Annotated in this window: 17 protein-coding genes; 10 read left to right on the top strand and 7 right to left on the bottom strand. The window is 52.9% G+C overall.

Annotated elements, in window-relative coordinates; translation table 11 throughout:
- Nucleotides 1-9 precede the first annotated feature (9 nt).
- The 6 genes from surE (at nucleotide 10) to JW953_17700 (ending at nucleotide 5249) form a co-directional block, all read left to right on the top strand.
- Complete coding sequence (gene surE, locus JW953_17725; protein ID MBN1994542.1) at nucleotides 10-840, top strand: 5'/3'-nucleotidase SurE; 831 nt, start codon at nucleotides 10-12, stop codon at nucleotides 838-840.
- Entirely contained in the window at nucleotides 837-1796 is a 960-nt protein-coding gene (locus JW953_17720) for a DUF1648 domain-containing protein (protein ID MBN1994541.1), read from the top strand. The genes surE and JW953_17720 overlap by 4 nt, the downstream gene beginning before the upstream one ends.
- Nucleotides 1797-2014: 218 nt before the next feature.
- Nucleotides 2015-3673: a tetratricopeptide repeat protein gene (locus tag JW953_17715; protein MBN1994540.1), complete on the top strand. Its 1659-nt coding sequence runs from the start codon at nucleotides 2015-2017 to the stop codon at nucleotides 3671-3673.
- Between the two features lie 9 nt (nucleotides 3674-3682).
- A complete protein-coding gene (locus tag JW953_17710) occupies nucleotides 3683-4126 on the top strand; it encodes a hypothetical protein (GenBank protein MBN1994539.1) in 444 nt (147 codons plus the stop codon).
- Nucleotides 4045-4776 carry an SH3 domain-containing protein gene (locus tag JW953_17705; GenBank protein ID MBN1994538.1) on the top strand — a complete coding sequence of 244 codons (732 nt, stop codon included), beginning with the start codon at nucleotides 4045-4047 and terminating at the stop codon, nucleotides 4774-4776. The genes JW953_17710 and JW953_17705 overlap by 82 nt, the downstream gene beginning before the upstream one ends.
- 23 nt (nucleotides 4777-4799) lie before the next feature.
- Complete coding sequence (locus JW953_17700; GenBank protein ID MBN1994537.1) at nucleotides 4800-5249, top strand: hypothetical protein; 450 nt, start codon at nucleotides 4800-4802, stop codon at nucleotides 5247-5249.
- A gap of 17 nt (nucleotides 5250-5266) precedes the next feature.
- On the opposite strand, the gene JW953_17695 is transcribed toward JW953_17700, so the two are convergent.
- The 7 genes from JW953_17695 to JW953_17665 all read right to left on the bottom strand — a co-directional run bounded on the left by JW953_17695 (nucleotide 5267) and on the right by JW953_17665 (nucleotide 10724).
- On the bottom strand, nucleotides 5267-5521 hold the full coding sequence (locus JW953_17695; protein MBN1994536.1) for a thioredoxin family protein: 255 nt from the start codon (nucleotides 5519-5521) through the stop codon (nucleotides 5267-5269).
- A 136-nt stretch (nucleotides 5522-5657) separates the two neighbouring features.
- On the bottom strand, nucleotides 5658-6578 hold the full coding sequence (locus JW953_17690) for a sulfite exporter TauE/SafE family protein (GenBank protein ID MBN1994535.1): 921 nt from the start codon (nucleotides 6576-6578) through the stop codon (nucleotides 5658-5660).
- 554 nt (nucleotides 6579-7132) lie between these two features.
- Complete coding sequence (locus JW953_17685; protein ID MBN1994534.1) at nucleotides 7133-7570, bottom strand: arsenate reductase ArsC; 438 nt, start codon at nucleotides 7568-7570, stop codon at nucleotides 7133-7135.
- A 120-nt stretch (nucleotides 7571-7690) separates the two neighbouring features.
- On the bottom strand, nucleotides 7691-8857 hold the full coding sequence (arsB, locus tag JW953_17680; GenBank protein ID MBN1994533.1) for an ACR3 family arsenite efflux transporter: 1167 nt from the start codon (nucleotides 8855-8857) through the stop codon (nucleotides 7691-7693).
- A 25-nt stretch (nucleotides 8858-8882) separates the two neighbouring features.
- The gene (locus JW953_17675; GenBank protein MBN1994532.1) at nucleotides 8883-9119 is read right to left on the bottom strand and encodes a TM0996/MTH895 family glutaredoxin-like protein; all 237 of its coding nucleotides are present in this window, start codon (nucleotides 9117-9119) and stop codon (nucleotides 8883-8885) included.
- 149 nt (nucleotides 9120-9268) lie between these two features.
- On the bottom strand, nucleotides 9269-10327 hold the full coding sequence (locus tag JW953_17670) for a permease (protein MBN1994531.1): 1059 nt from the start codon (nucleotides 10325-10327) through the stop codon (nucleotides 9269-9271).
- Between the two features lie 4 nt (nucleotides 10328-10331).
- Entirely contained in the window at nucleotides 10332-10724 is a 393-nt protein-coding gene (locus tag JW953_17665) for a winged helix-turn-helix transcriptional regulator (GenBank protein MBN1994530.1), read from the bottom strand.
- A gap of 298 nt (nucleotides 10725-11022) precedes the next feature.
- Here JW953_17665 and JW953_17660 point away from each other — a divergent pair, with 298 nt between their 5' ends.
- The 4 genes from JW953_17660 (at nucleotide 11023) to JW953_17645 (ending at nucleotide 15700) form a co-directional block, all read left to right on the top strand.
- Nucleotides 11023-11199 (top strand): hypothetical protein, encoded by a 177-nt coding sequence (locus JW953_17660; protein MBN1994529.1) that lies wholly within the window; start codon nucleotides 11023-11025, stop codon nucleotides 11197-11199.
- A gap of 163 nt (nucleotides 11200-11362) precedes the next feature.
- Entirely contained in the window at nucleotides 11363-12388 is a 1026-nt protein-coding gene (gene pheS / locus JW953_17655) for a phenylalanine--tRNA ligase subunit alpha (protein MBN1994528.1), read from the top strand.
- 105 nt (nucleotides 12389-12493) lie between these two features.
- Entirely contained in the window at nucleotides 12494-15163 is a 2670-nt protein-coding gene (locus tag JW953_17650) for a phenylalanine--tRNA ligase subunit beta (protein ID MBN1994527.1), read from the top strand.
- Nucleotides 15164-15283: 120 nt separating this feature from the next.
- Nucleotides 15284-15700, top strand: coding sequence for a YjbQ family protein (locus JW953_17645; protein MBN1994526.1), 417 nt, complete (start codon nucleotides 15284-15286; stop codon nucleotides 15698-15700).
- The last annotated feature ends 136 nt before the right edge of the window (nucleotides 15701-15836 follow it).

The raw sequence follows: 15836 nt of genomic DNA, 5'->3' as shown, positions 1-15836 counted from the left end.
AAAAAGCCTATGCTCATCCTCATCACCAACGACGACGGCATAAACGCCCCGGCCCTTTTTCCGCTCAAAAAGGCCCTGGACAGCGTGGCCGATACCATTGTGTTTGCCCCCGATCACAACTGGTCGGCCTCCGGGCATCCCAAAACCATGCATAAACCCCTGCGGGTTGATCCCTTCACCCTGTCCGACGGCAGCCCGGCCTTTGTCTCAACGGCCCCTCCGCCCGACTGTGTGGCCCTGGCTTTGTTGGGAGTGGTAGAGCCGCAACCAGAGCTGGTCATTTCCGGTATCAATCACGGAGCCAATTTGGGATATGATGTTTTTTACTCCGGCACAGTGGCCGCAGCCGTTGAGGCCACCATCAGAGGCGTGCCTGCCCTGGCCATTTCGCGTGAACGAAATGATGACGAGGTGCTGCCCACGGTTTTAGATGGGTCCGACAATGATGGCCTTTTACAGATCGCCGAAGAAATTGATTACACGCCCATTGTTGCCTTCTGCGCCCGGTTGGTCCAAAAAGTGAGTGAACGTGGCTTGCCCGCCAATATGTTTCTGAACATTAATTTGCCCGATGTGCCCTGGTCGGAGATAAAGGGTATTGAACTGACCCGCCTGGGCCATCGTGTTTACCGGGACAAACTGGTGGCGCGTGAAGACCCACGAGGCCGGCCTTACTATTGGATTGGTGGTCTGCCTCCCCAAGGCGTGGCCGATCACGGGACCGACATCTGGGCGTTGGCCAACAAACTCATTTCCATTACTCCGGTTAACCTGGATATGACCGCCTATCGCATGATTGATGACCTGAAACGCTGGAAGTTAGAAGACCTGGCCCTATGACGTTTCAACCTTATCCTACCCGCAGTGGATTTCTGGCCCTCATTGTGGCAATTTTAGCTGCCACTGTGGTTATATTTCTCCTTACCTTGTTACCTCAAGGTGTTTCTCTTGAAATGCCTATTGACTGCCCCGAAGTTATGTGCAGGGTCGTCAGTTTATTGTTCCAACAAAGCGATCCCTTCGACCTTTTCAAAATATTCATTGGTTTGCTGGTGGCTTTGCTTGTAGTCATTGTTGCTTTCTATTGGGCCGCCATCGCTTTTAAACTGCACTATCATCTGAGCCGCAATGGTTTGGCCATCCAATGGGGCTTGATTGAGTATCGCATCCCTGTTGACCATATTGAAGCCATCATCCCGGCCCAAACAGTCGCCGAGTCGGCCCGTTTTTGGGGCCTAAATTTGGCCGGGTTGCGCTATGGCTGGGGCCGGCTGGCCGGATTTAGTCCCCTTAAATTTTACGCCGCCGCGCCGCTGGTTAATAGTTTGTTGGTGATAACTTTGGGCCGAACTTATGTCATCTCCCCGCAGCAGCCTGATCGTTTTCTGCAGGCCTGGCAGTCTCGCCAATCGCTTGGCCCCACGCAGGAGTGGTCAACCGGCATGCGCCGGAGTTGGCCGCTCAACACGCCGCTCCTGGCCGATCCTCTGGCCTGGTGGTTATTAGGCCTGGCCGGTCTGCTCTGGCTGGCGCTGTTAGGGTATTTGGCCTTTACCTTTGCCGACTTGCCCGCCGTTTTGCCTGTCCACTTCAATGCCCTGGGGCGCGCCGACCGCATCGCCGGCAAATGGACCTTATTGCTGCTGCCCACCATTGGCGTGGCGGTGGTGGTTTTTAATGCTTTGTTGGGCGAGGTGGTCTATCGGCGGGAAAAATTGGCTGCTTACCTATTGTGGGGCAGCACTATAATAATGCAGATATGTTTGGGGGTGGCTGCATCCATGATCACGGCTTAAAATGATACCCCGTCTGGCAAAATCCAAGATAAAATTCATCAGATTATTGTAATTGTATTTTGCGCATGCTATAATTCCCCCGTTGAATGTTAAGGTCTGGTGCTGCACACCCCTTAGCCAATCATTCCTCAATATAAAAAAGTGAATTTCACCAGCACCCATATCGTTTGCACAGGGCAAGCTTGGGTCTGAATTATATATTTTTTGGCAATCTTAAAATGGATGACATCGAATTAAAACAGTTTCTGGAAACTCTCCATCATCACTTGAATATCCTCCAGGAGCGTGAAGCCAAATTCGGCGGCAACGCTCCCCTTGACCTGATTAATCAAATTGAAGATCACCAGACGGCGATTGCCTTGGTTGAGGCCAGATTAAATAATGAAATTTCCAAAGCAGAGCTTGAGAGGCAGTTAGCCCCTTTAACTTTGGGCCTTGATCGTGGCGACATGGAAATTGTGGCGGGCAAGAATATTGTCAAGATTGGCAACATCACCGTTCCCGCTCTGCCCCTGGTGATTGGGGTGATGGTGGCGTTGGGGATAGCGGCTTTTGCCACCTGGTATTTTTTGGTTCCCTCTCAGATGCCGTTAAACACCTTTAACGTGGCCGTCGCTGATTTTGGCCAGGTTGATGCCCAGGGCCGGGTTAGCGTGTCGGAAGACGGCAAAAACTTGAGCGAGTGGATGTTTGGCGAGATGCAGGCGGAGTATAAAAACTGGCCGGCAAACCAACCCGTGGCCTGGCACGATAGTATGAGTTTTCTGCAAAAGCGGGGCAAAATTGGGATGGTTCAGGGAGATACTCCGGCGGAGCGCCAGCAAGTTGCCCAGAAAATTGCGGAGCGCATTGGCGCTCAGATGGTGATCTATGGCAACATTGCCGTTGATGAAAACCCGCCCTATTTTATCCCCGAATTTTACATTGCCGACCTTGAAAATGAAGCGGATGAAATTGTGGGTACACACCAACTCGGCTCGCCGATTGAAGTGCGGCTGCCGTTGGACTTGCGTGACCAGCGGGCCGGCAACTTTTTTCAGGAAAACCTGGGCGTCCGCGCCGATGCGCTGGTCTGGTTTACCCGAGGGCTGGCCCTAGATTTGAGTGGGCGGCATGAAGATGCCCTGACTGTGTTTAATGAAGCCGGAAACTCGCCAGAACTTGAAAGTTGGGATGAGGCGCAAGGCCGGCGTATCCTGGATTATTTTATTGGCCGGGAAGCGCTGTTCCTCACTCGCGACCCAGACGCCACCTTGAATGAAACAAAAGCTAATCATCTGGACCAGGCCGAAGCAGCCTTCAAAAAGGCGTTGGGCAACGATGAAAATTATCCCCGGGCGTATATTGGTTTGGGTGGCGTTTACTTTCAGCGGGCGCAGAGTTTTCCGCCCCCAGAACGTCTGGAGAATGACTATTTGAATCTGGCCATTGAGCAATATTCCCAGGCGGTTGCCGCTGAGAGCGGCACGGGGAGTCAGGTGGAGACTAAAGGGGTACTGGGACTGGGGAAAACCTATCGTCTTTTGGGGGAAGCCCATCTATTTGCCGGAAATTACGATCAAGCACTGCCGGTTTATGAACAGGCGATCACGTCTCTTGAAAAAGGTATCGGTTTGTTGAACCCTACCCAGCACCGCGACCTGGCCGAAGCCTATCATGCTTTGGGCGCCGCTTATCATGGGCAGGGGCATATTCAGCTTGTCGAAAAAAACAAGACGGCCAGTGAAACCCTGTTTGAAAAAGCGTTTACGGCCTACGATAATTGTATCAAAGAGGCCGATGCCGAATTTTACGATACTACCTTGCAAGCGTTGAAGAGTAAATTTTGTGAACCCAAGCGCGAGAATGTGCTCGATGTTCTGGCTGCTGAGTTTTAAGGAGGAATCATGCCTGTCCGATTGCGGTTGTATCTGGGGGGATTAATAATAACCGGCGCATTTTTATTTGCCTGTGGGGTTGCGCCATCGGGGGACGAACCGGCGGCTACGCCCGACCTTATTGCCACCGAAGTGGCGGTTAAAAAAGCAGCGGCTGCTACCCTTACCGCCGAGGCGGTGCTGGCCCAGGCGCAGGTTACGGAGGAGTCACCTGTCGCCGAGAAAACTCCACTTACCGAAACCCCGTTGCCATCATTAACATTGTCGCCGGCAACGTTGCCGACTACGTCGCCGACTACGTCGCAAACTACCGGCAATACCGTCCAATCGCCTGATACGGCCACACCGGTATTGCCGGAATGTACGGTGGTGTGGCTAATGGCCTTAATCTCCGCAGCGGGCCGGGCGTGGTGTATGAACCTGCTCTGGCATCGTTGTTGCAGGGAGTGGTAGTGATGCCTCAAGCCCGTATTGCCGACAACACCTGGATTCAAGTCCAGGTCCTGGAAACCGGCCAGGTCGGTTGGGTCAGTGCCGGGGCGGAGTATATTTCTTGCAATATTGATCTAACAGGTTTACCCTTGGGGCAGACGCCGCCCACGCCAACACCGTTGCCCACAGCTACCCCCATCCCGCCCACCCCCACCGAACCCGCGCCGCCCACGCCTACCCCGCCGCTGCTGGTTGACGTGCCGGTTGAGGGCGGGCAGTCAGAATTGAAAGGGAAAATCATCATCCCCGGTTTTACCCGGGATCAATTGAAGGGTCCCAATAATGATGTGACCTTCCGCGACCGGCTGGTGTTCCGGGTGGAGGTGTATGATCCCCAAAAGGGCAACCAGGATGGCGCCGGGATTGAAAGCGTTAAGATTGTGATCAATGGCCCCAACGGCGAAGTTCACGAGCGCACCGAGCGTACAGCCGGTTACTGCGTATTTGGGGGTGGTGAACCAGATTGCAACGTGTTTAGCCTCAGAGATCATAACCGGTGGCCGGAAAGAGATGAAGAGATTCAAAATGGAAATCATGCCGTGGATATCTTTATTACCACCAAAGATGGCCGGGAAGAACAATGGATCTGGAATTTTGAAATTGACAAGTAAATCTAAACAAGGAGATGGCCTGAATGTACGTGTTTGTTCTCTTGTTGCACAGTATTTTTCGCTGGTTGGTGTTGATTGTGGGCGTTATCACGGTGGCTATATCGTTGGGGGGCTGGTTCAGCAAAAGTGATTGGACCCGCACCAACGAAAAGATGGGACTGGCCTATGTCAGCCTGGTAGATATGAATGTGCTATTGGGGTTCTTGTTGTATCTTTTCCTTAGTCCCATCACCAAAGTTGCGTTTGCCAACTTTGGCGCAGCGATGGGGGATAACGTGTTGCGATTTTTTGCCGTGGAACATATCTTTGGTATGATCGTGGCCCTGATTGTGGCCCACATAGGGCGCGTGCTTACTAAAAAAGCCTCCGAGCCATTAAAAAAGCACCGAACGGCGGTTATTTGGTACACCTTGTCATTGCTGGTGATGCTGGTGATGATCCCGTGGGATCGGCCGTTTCTACGTCTGGGCTAAAATATACTAACCTATTTTTATTCCACGGCCACTGTTTCGCTCAACCACCGCTGGATTTCCGTTCTATCTGGCAAACGGCCGCTTGAAACCAGACGGCCGTTGATGACCAGACCGGGCAGCGCATCCTCAGGGATGAATTTGCGAATCTGGTGTGGATCATTCACACAGACCAGCTTGACGTTGGCCAGGTCCAAATCCTTCAACACCTGAGCAGTCAACAATTCCAGATTCAGACAATCATAACAACCGGTACCCAAAATAGAGACCTCCATGAGAACACCTTCTTACGGTTGTATTTCCCCTCTGACAAATAATTATTGATGGGGAGGGGCTTGCATCTTTTTTTCGCAGGGAGGCTATGACCGCGCCTCCCTGCCATAACCATTGAGCAATATGGACGGATCGCCTTTACCAAATCATGATCCCAAAGTAGGCCGTGATGAATTTGACGGCCACGTACAGAAAGTAAAGACCGAAAATGAGCTTAAGGGTGGTCGGTTTGAAACGTTTGATGATGGCCGAACCAACCTGCGCCCCGATAATCGTGCCCAGGGCCAGCAGCAGCCCGGCCCCCACGTCTACAAAGCCCTGAATCAGTTTTATCCCGCCGCCGGCCACCGCCAGGGGAATCATGGTAGCTAACGAACTGCCTATGGTGATGTAGACCGGCGCGCCGAAGAGATAGATCAACCCCGGCACCAGGGCGTAACCGCCGCCTAACCCGGCCACGCCGGTGGCGACGCCCACGATGAAGCCGAAAACGGCCCACCCCCAAACCGGCCCCGGAATGGTGTTGCCTTCGTGCTGGGGCAGCTTGCGCTGGGTAATCCCCTCCCAGACCATGCGGATAGCCGGCCACAGAAAGACCAGTCCCAAGATCAGGCCCAGCAGTTGGCTATGAGGGGCCAGCAGCGTAAAGAGCCAGGAACCCAGAACAACCCCCAAAATTCCGGCCCCGCCTATCCACAGCACGGCTTTCACGTCCAAATTGCGGCGTACCAGATGGCCGTAGCCCCCGGAGATGGCGGTAAAGATAACGGCAAACAGGGTTGTTCCTACCGCGATGGCGGCCGGATAGCCCATCCAAAAGTGAATAATAGGCAGCATCACACTACAGCCGCCGGTTCCGATCAGCCCCCCCAATATGCCGGCAATGAAGCCGACTATCATCAGGATGGTCCCGCTGGCGACAGTCACAGCCGGCGCGCCGGTAGTCATCTGGCCCGAAGGCCCGGCTAAGAAGTACCACAGGGCAATGACCACCATGATGAGCAGTAAGACCGCCGTGGGCAGGTATTCCTTAAATAGAGACGATGATTTAACAGACATTGTTTTTACCTCCACATTCAACTGTATGGTTAAGTAACCAGGTTCAATTTTGCCAATCATTGCCTTATCCACGATTGGCCGGAGGCGGTCGTTTGAGGCCAGGCCCGCGTCCACATTGACACAGGCAACGGCACACTCTGCGATGGCAACGTTTGTACTTCACGGTTATGCTCTTTCATTTGGATTGATCAGCTTTTCTTCAGCGTTTCTACTTGTTGCAATAGGATTGCATGGAAGCATTTATCCCCGTTTTTCCATCGCCCGCCTGGCGGCAACGGGTTGCAGTACGAATAGCGGCAAGTAATGGCAGCAGCCAAAAAAAGTGTAACATCAGAGGCGCGCCACACTCCAGGCAAGGCAAGATGCTTATCATCAGCAGCGCACCGGACACAGCCCATCCTCAACCTATTCCGACCAACCCAGGTAAACATCAGCCGCCAGTCAAATTCAATGACTAATTATATAAACCAAAAATATTCCACGCCTGCCGGATTACAATTTATGGCGATTTACAATCCGGCAAGCGCAGTCTTTTAATTAAGCTGCCGTGACGATTACACGGTTACGTCTTGTTCAGCCAGCCACTCCTTGATCCGCCGGTCAATCTGGTCGCGCACCTCGCGGAATTTGGCCAACTTTTCTTCATCTGATCCCTCAAGTGCCGCAGGGTCTTCAAAACTCCAATGGTCATGCCGCCCCGCGCTCATCAAAAACGCCTGGGGGCAATTCTTCTCCGCATCGTCGCACACGGTAAAAAAATATTGGAAATGGACCTTGGCCAGATACTCCTTCAAACTTTTTGAATGTTGCCCATCAAGGCTGATGCCGATTTCTTCCATCACGCGGACTGTGTAGGGGTTGATCCCTTTTGGCTCCAACCCGGCGCTGTGGGCCTCATATTGATCGCCAGCATATTTTTTAAGGAATGCTTCGGCCATCTGGCTGCGGGCCGAATTTCCAGTACAGAGGAACAACACTTTTTGTTTGGTCATTTCAGGTTTCCTTTCTATAGATAAAATAAAGTTTTGAAGGTGAAGTCTCTGGCGCATCGGCGGGCCGGAGACCTATTCAATTATGGCGTTCCCTGGTGTTGTTCCTATCCTCGATTGTAGTTATTTTGTTATTTCCTGTCCATCGGACAGACCCTGTCCCGGCTGGCAGGCTTCTCCGGCGGCCTGAATTATCTCTGGTGAGGCGCTGGTCACTGTCCCGCCAAAATACCGTCGCTGGAAATAGAGAGCCACGTTTACCAGCCCAATCAGCACCGGTACCTCCACCAGCGGCCCGATGACCGCAGCGAAAGCCACGCCTGAGTTGATGCCAAACACAGCCACGGCCACGGCAATGGCCAACTCAAAGTTGTTGCTGGCCGCGGTAAAGGCAATGGTGGTTGTTTTGGCATAATCGGCCCCAATTTTGCGCCCCATCCAAAAACTAACCAGGAACATCAGCACAAAGTAGATAAGCAAGGGAACAGCAATCCGCACCACATCCAGCGGAATGGTCACAATCAGGTTGCCCTTCAAACTGAACATTACCACAATAGTAAATAGCAGAGCAATCAAGGTGATTGGGCTGATGCAGGGGATGAATTGCGTCTCATACCATTCTTTACCTTTGGCGCGAATCAGGACGAAACGGGTCAACATCCCGGCGATGAAAGGGATGCCCAGATAAACGAAGACGCTCTGGGCAATCTGGCCCATGCTCACTTCTACCAGACTGCCGCTCAAGCCAAATAGCGGCGGCAGTACGGTGATAAAGACGTAGGCGTACACGCTGTAAAAGAGTACCTGAAATACGCTGTTAAAGGCCACCAGCCCGGCGGCGTATTCGGTGTCGCCTTTAGCCAACTCGTTCCAGACAATGACCATGGCAATACAACGGGCCAGGCCAATCATAATCAGGCCGACCATGTACGCCGGGTAGTTGTGCAGAAAGATGATCGCCAGCCCAAACATCAAGATAGGCCCAATAATCCAGTTTTGGGCCAGCGACAGTCCCAACACTTTCCAGTTGCGGAAGACGTCGCCCAACTCTTCATATTTTACTTTGGCCAGGGGTGGGTACATCATCAAAATCAGGCCGATGGCGATAGGGATATTGGTGGTATCCACCTGAAAGCGGTTGATAAAGGCTTCTACGCCGGGGACGAAATAGCCCAGCCCCACCCCCACGGCCATGGCCAGAAAAATCCACAGGGTTAGAAAGCGGTCCAGAAATGGCAGTTGGCTGGTTACACTTTTGGGTTGCGCCCCTTGCTGCGCCGCAGTTGTCATGGTAGACCTCCTTAAGATCGCAAGATTAATTTTGTTGCAGTATTTGAACCATTTTATCGCGGGTGGGCACTCCGCCGGAATGAACCACTTTTTCATCAATCACCACGGCGGGGGTGGTCATAACGCCATAGGCCATGATGTCGGCCATATCTTTAACCTCCTGAATTTGGGCCTCCAGCCCCAGGTTCGCAACAACCTCTTGCGCCAAAACTTTTGTTTTCTGGCAGTTGGCGCAACCGCCGCCTAAAATTTTAATGATCATCGTCTAACTCCTCATAGTTTTTTATAGTTTTTCAGAAAAAGATTTTGAATTCTTGCCGGGTAGAGACAGGACAATGTCCTTTCTCTACCCAAAACATTATCTGAACAACTACAGTTGGTGGCGAAACTCAATTTCGTCGCCGCATTAGTTTAGATTTGGATAATCAGATTGAACAAATAGCCGGTAAAAATAATGGCTATCCCCACAATGCCGATGAAGAGCACAATGAGTTTTGGTTTGAGAACCCGTCGTAAAATGAATATCTCCGGCAAACTCAAAGCCACCACCGACATCATAAAAGCCAGCGCCGTGCCCAGGGCCGCGCCTTTTTCCAACAGGGCATAGACCACGGGGATCACTCCCGCGGCATTGGCGTACAAGGGAATTCCTAATACTACTGCCGCGGGCACCGACCACCAGGCCTGACGCCCCATAATGCCGGCCAGAAAATCTTCCGGCATGTAGCCGTGAATGACCGCGCCAATGGCAATACCGATCACCACAAACGGCCATACCCGGCCTACAATCTGGCGGGTCATGTGGATGGCATCGCGAATGCGATCATTCCAGCTAGGTTTGGCGGCGACGCCCTGATTCTGGCCTACCCGAATTTGCCACACAAAATCTTCTACATATCGCTCTGGCTTCAGCCGGCCAATAATTACCCCGCCCACAATGGCTATCACCAGGCCGGTCGTCAGGTACAGCCCCGCAATCTGCCAACCAAATAATCCCAGCAGCATGGCCAGGGCTACCTCGTTGACCACCGGGGTGGCGATGAGAAACGAAAATGTAACCCCAACCGGAATTCCACTTTCCACAAAACCGATGAACAGCGGCACCGCCGAACAGGAGCAAAACGGTGTGACCACGCCCAGCCCGGCGGCCAACACATTGCCAATACCTTCCCGTTTGCCGCCGAGAAGGGCGCGAGTTCGTTCTGGGCTAAAAAATGACCGGACGATGGTGACCAGAAAAATCATGCCGCTCAAAAGAAGCAAAATTTTGGACGTGTCGTACAAAAAGAAATTGACTGCCTGGCCAAAATGGCTATCGGGCGATAGACCCAGCAGGGTGTAGGTCAACCAATCGGCCAGCGGCTGCAATACATTCCACAGAATAAGCCACAAAATGGCCGCCCCAACCATTAATGCCGGCAATTGCCAGGCTGGTCGGGTGGAAGGTGAAGCTGCTTGATAAGTTGACATAATTCTATTTTCCTTTGGTTGGCTGAACTCGTTCGTCAGTTGTCAGTTGTCCTTCCGGGCCGCATAAAACCAGGCGAGGCTGAATTCGAGCCGGATCAAAAAATTCGTCGAACCAGTTTCGCCACCGGCTGATCTCCTTTCGATCTACAGCATAATAAATCCAGCGGCTGTCAACGGCATCACGCCGACTATGGATCAGCCCGGCTTTACGCAAGATGCGCAAGTGATGTGAAAGCAAATTGGGCGGCAGCCCCAGGCGATCATTCAACTCACAATTACACGAGTCCCCTTGCATTAGCAGGTCAAGCACCCGTAGCCGGTTGGTATCGGCCAGGGCTTTAAGAATGGTGGTCGCTTTATCCAATGTTTCCCCACAAATAGTTTGCTTCTCGGCCATACGATCATCTCCATTGCCTTTTTGGGTAATTAATTCAATAACTATTGAAGTATATCATCCAAAAAAACGACCTTCTATTCAGGCCCCAATCTATTTCAATCTCTATTGAAATATCTATGCTGGATTATACGCCCTGTGCCAGTAGATGTCAAGTGACATTCGTCACTTACATAGATAACAAATGCTATTTTATTTCAACAATCATTGAATTATAGGAAATTTGGTTGAATTTTGAAAAATTGGTTGACATGGACCCCGGAATGTGCTATATTGTCATCAATATCAGGAGAAATATATCATGTCAAAACAACTCTACCGGTGGCTCAAAAACCAACCCAAAATAGAAGTGATTGCCAAAGCTGAAGATAGTACGGCCAATACTAACACCTGGTTGGCCGTGTTTGCCTTTGCCTTTATGGGGTTCTTTTTCTTTTTTAGCGGCGCGTTGTGGCGCGCTCTGATGGCCGGAGGTTGAGGCAGCTAGATAACAAGGGGTTTTCCAGGGCGCGACCACTCTCGGTTGCGCCCTTTTTATTTGCCCAACATTCTTGCCCCCTGCTACTTGTCTCACAAGGCAAGATAGACTATGATATGGCTCTGCCGACGATAGACATTATCCACGATGAGGAGAACAAGATATGCTCAACCAACTCGAAACCATGGCCGAAAGCGCCCGCGCCGAGTTAGGGCAGCTCAATACGGGCGATGTCCTTGATGCCTGGCACAGCAAATACATTGGCCGCAAAGGCGAAATCACCCAAATGCTGCGGCGGGTGGGTGAACTGCCCAAAGAAGAACGACCTACGTTTGGTCAGCGGGCTAACCAATTACGTCAAGAACTGGAAGCGGCCTACGAGCAGAAAGCCCAGGCCGTGAAAGTCACCGAAATGGAGCAAGCCCTGGCGGAGGACGCGCTCGATGTGACCCTGCCGGGACGCCCCGTGTCCCGCGGCCGATTACATCCCAGCACCCAAACCCTGCGCCGTATCTACCAGATTTGGGCCGAAATGGGCTTCCAGGTTTATCGCAGTCGTGACGTGGAAACCGACGAAATGAATTTCCAGTTCCTCAACTTCCCGCCGCATCACCCGGCTCGTGAGATGCAGGATACCTTCTACACCACCAATCCTGACGTGCTTTTAAGAACCCACACCTCACCCGGCCAAATTCGAGTAATGCGCGACTATTACCCGGAACCGATTCGGGTCATTTTGCCGGGGATGTGTTACCGGCACGAGCAGATTACGGCTCGCTCGGAAATTCAATTCTATCAGGTTGAAGGGTTGGCCGTTGGTCCTGGCATCCGTTTCAGCAATTTAAAGGGCACGCTCATCAACTTCACTAACCGGCTTTACGGCGAGGGCCGTCCGGTGCGTTTCCGGGCCAGCCATTTCCCCTTCACCGAGCCTTCTGCGGAGATGGACGTGCAGTGTTTTTTGTGTGACGGCCGGGGTTGCCGTATCTGCAAGTATACCGGCTGGCTGGAAATTCTGGGCTGCGGCATGGTTCACCCTAATGTGTTGCGTAACGGCGGCTACGACCCTGACAAATTCAGCGGTTTCGCCTTTGGCATGGGGCCGGAACGGGTCACCATGCTCCGCCATGGCATCGAGGACATCCGTTATTTCTGGGGCAATGACCTGCGGTTTTTGGAGCAGTTTTAGCAGGGTAGCAGAATGGCAGAGTAGCAGAGTGCTATAATAGTCGCTACCCTGCTACTTGCTACCTTGCCGCCATTGCCAAAAAACTTAAAAAATCGAGAGTTGAATATGAAAGTACCTATTAGCTGGTTAAAAGATTTTGTAGACATTACGTTACCTGTAGCAGAACTGGCCAAACGTTTAACCCTGGCCGGGCTGGAAGTTGGCGGCATTGACTATATCGGCGTGGAAGGGGCTGATTTAGTTTGGGATCATGATAAATTGGTGCTGGGCCACATTCTTAAGGTAGAGCAACACCCTAACGCCGATCGTCTGGTTTTGGCTACGGTTGACATTGGCGCCGCCGCGCCGGAAACCGTGGTTACCGGCGCACCCAACCTGTTTGAGTTCGTCGGCCAGGGCGACATTAGCCACCTGGGTCTCAAATCGCCTTTTGTGATGGAAGGGGCCACAGTCTACGATGGTCACGCCAAAGAACCCGGCGCAAAAATGAAGCTCAAGGGTCGTGAAGTGCGGGGGATCATGAACCGCCATATGCTCTGCTCCGAAAAAGAGCTGGGCCTCAGCGACGACCACACGGGCATCATCCTGGCACAGGATGATGCCCCGCCGGGTACACCCCTGGTTGATCTATGGGGCGATGTGGTGCTGGATATTGACTTGACGCCCAACATCAGCCGCTGCGCCTCCATTTTGGGGGTGGCGCGGGAGGTAGCCGCGCTGACGGGCCAGAAAGTGCGCTACCCCGCCGTATATGATGTCAGTGGGGGTGAATTGGCCGATTATAAACCCGCGGTTCTGGCCGGCAGTGGTTTGACCATGGGCCACGCCGAGGTGTTGCCTCCCTCGTTGGAAGGTGTGTTGGATATTGAAACCACCGAGCCGGAGTTGAACCCCCGCTTTGTGACCATCCTGCTTGAGGGGATCGAAATCAAGCCGTCGCCCTATTGGATGCAGCGCCGATTGCGGCTGGCCGGGATGCGCCCCATCAACAACATTGTGGACGTGAGTAACTACGTGATGTTGGAAACGGGCCAGCCCAACCATGCCTTTGATTGGGACGTGCTGCGCCACCGGGCGGTTGAGTATCCCCCCTCATCTTTCTCCTCAACGGAGGGTACAAAGGAGGGAGTGGTTAAAATTATCACCCGTCTGGCCGAACCCGGCGAAACTGTGCTGACCTTGGATGAAAAGATTCACCAGATGCCTGACTACTCCATTTTGGTCACCGATCCCAAGGGCAATCTCAGTATTGGCGGCATCATGGGGGGGGGAGAAAGTGAGGTCAGTGAGCAAAGCCAAAACATTCTATTGGAAGCGGCGGCCTGGAACTTTATCAACATTCGCCGCACCAGCCAGGCGCTCAATATTCCCTCTGAGGCGGCCTATCGTTTCAGCCGGGGCGTGCATCCCAGCCTGGCGATGCTGGGCGCATTGCGAGGGGCCAAATTGATGGCCGACCTGGCCGGCGCCGCGGTCAAGGGGGTGTTGGATTATTATCCCAACTCGCCGGAAGCCGTGGTGTTTGACCTGCCCCAGGCCGAAGTGACCCGCTTGTTGGGGATCGAAATTGAATTGGCCAAGATCAAGCATATTTTGGAATCATTGGAATTCCAGGTGCAAGAAATTCAGGCCGATAGCCCTACCTTGCGGGTGACTGTGCCGGATCACCGGCTGGACATTTCGGCCGAGCCGACAACGGGCCGGGCCGACCTGATTGAAGAAATTGCTCGGATTTACGGTTATGATCGCCTGCCGGTATCGGAAATTGCGGACGAACTGCCGCCGCAGCGTAATAATCCTGCCCTTGACCGCGAGGAGCGCACCCGCGATCTGTTGATCCAGGCCGGCCTGCAAGAAGTGATCACCTATCGGCTCACCACGCCCCAGGCCGAAGCTCGCGTATTGGGCCAGGACTATCCGGCCAGGGCGCAGTATGTTACCCTGGCCAATCCCTCCACCCCGGAGCGGACCGTAATGCGCCACAGCCTGCTCAACAGCGTATTGGAAATGGCGGCTGAAAATAGCAAACATCATCACCGGGTGCAGGTATTTGAAGTGGGTAGCGTCTACCTGCCCAATCCTCTTTCTCAAGAGGGGGAACAGGGCGAAGCCGCCATCCTGCCCGCCGAGCCGGTCCGCTTGGCTATGGTGATGGCCGGCCCGCGTGAGGACATTACCTGGCTGCCTGGTGCAGATAGGAGTGTGGTTGACTTTTATGATTTGAAGGGGGTGGTAGAATCGTTTCTCAATGGGCTGCACCTGGACAACATCGTTTACATTCCCACCCAACACCTAGCCTACCATCCGGGTCGGGTGACCGAGTTGCGGGTCAATGGTCAGGCGATGGGTGTGTTGGGCCAGTTGCACCCGCTGGTGGTGGCTGCTTACGAGCTGCAAGTAGACGATGGCCAGCCGGTGCTGGCCGCCGATTTTGACCTTGACGCCTTGCTATGCCAGATACCGGACTTGTACGTGGTGCGGAGTCTCTCTCGCTTTCCCGCAGTGCAGCAAGACATTGCCGTGGTGGTGGATGAGAATCTTCCGGCGGAACAGGTGGAAACGCTCATCGCCCAAACCGGCCGGCCCTTGCTGGTGGAGGTGCGTTTGTTTGACGTGTTCTGGGGAGCGCAGCTTGGCCCGGGCAAAAAGAGCCTGGCCTACAGCCTTACCTTCCAGGCCCAAGATCGCACCCTCACCGACCAGGTGGTGGCCAAACAGCAAGATAAAATTGTCAAACGCCTGGCGCAGGAGTTGGGCGCCAGATTGCGGAGTTAAACCCGGCGTCTCATCTAAAAGACTGAACAAGGCGCAGGGTAGCCAGGTAAAGAGACAGCTACCCTGCTACTTTGTTATTTTACCATTTTGCCTACTTTTTGAACGGTAAAGGAGTCACCCATGGTTGTTACTCAAGAATTTAGCCTATCCACCAAAGGCTTTTGCGATTTTTACAACATCACCCGCCGGGTAGAAGAGGCAGTGCGCGGCAGCGGTCTCAAAAACGGTCTGGCGACTGTGTTTACTCCCAGCGCCACCAGCGCCATTACCACGGTAGAATACGAAAGTGGGATGCTGCAAGATTTTGAAGATTTTTTTGAGCGCGTGGCGGCCCAGGCCTGGGAATACAAACACAACCAAAGATGGCATGACGGCAACGGTTTTTCCCACGTCCGTGCAGCCTTGCTTGGCCCCTCTATCACTGTGCCGTTTGTGGACGGCCAGCTCACTCTGGGCACGTGGCAAGAAATTGCCTTTGTGGATTTTGATAATCGCGGCCGGTCTCGCCGCCTGGTGGTGCAGATGATGGGCGAGTGAACTACGATTTTTTGGCGCACTTAACCTTTATACTATTTTATAATCCGGTTTTTTGGGATGGTTCATCTCTTACGAATAGTTAAGTTGACACTTTTCAAATAGGCGAAAATCTATATGAGTGTTAATCCAAGAAAAT

The sequence above is a fragment of the Anaerolineae bacterium genome (assembly GCA_016931895.1).
In the GTDB taxonomy this organism is placed as follows: Bacteria; Chloroflexota; Anaerolineae; order 4572-78; family J111; genus JAFGNV01.
This window is presented reverse-complemented; position numbering and strand designations above follow the sequence as displayed.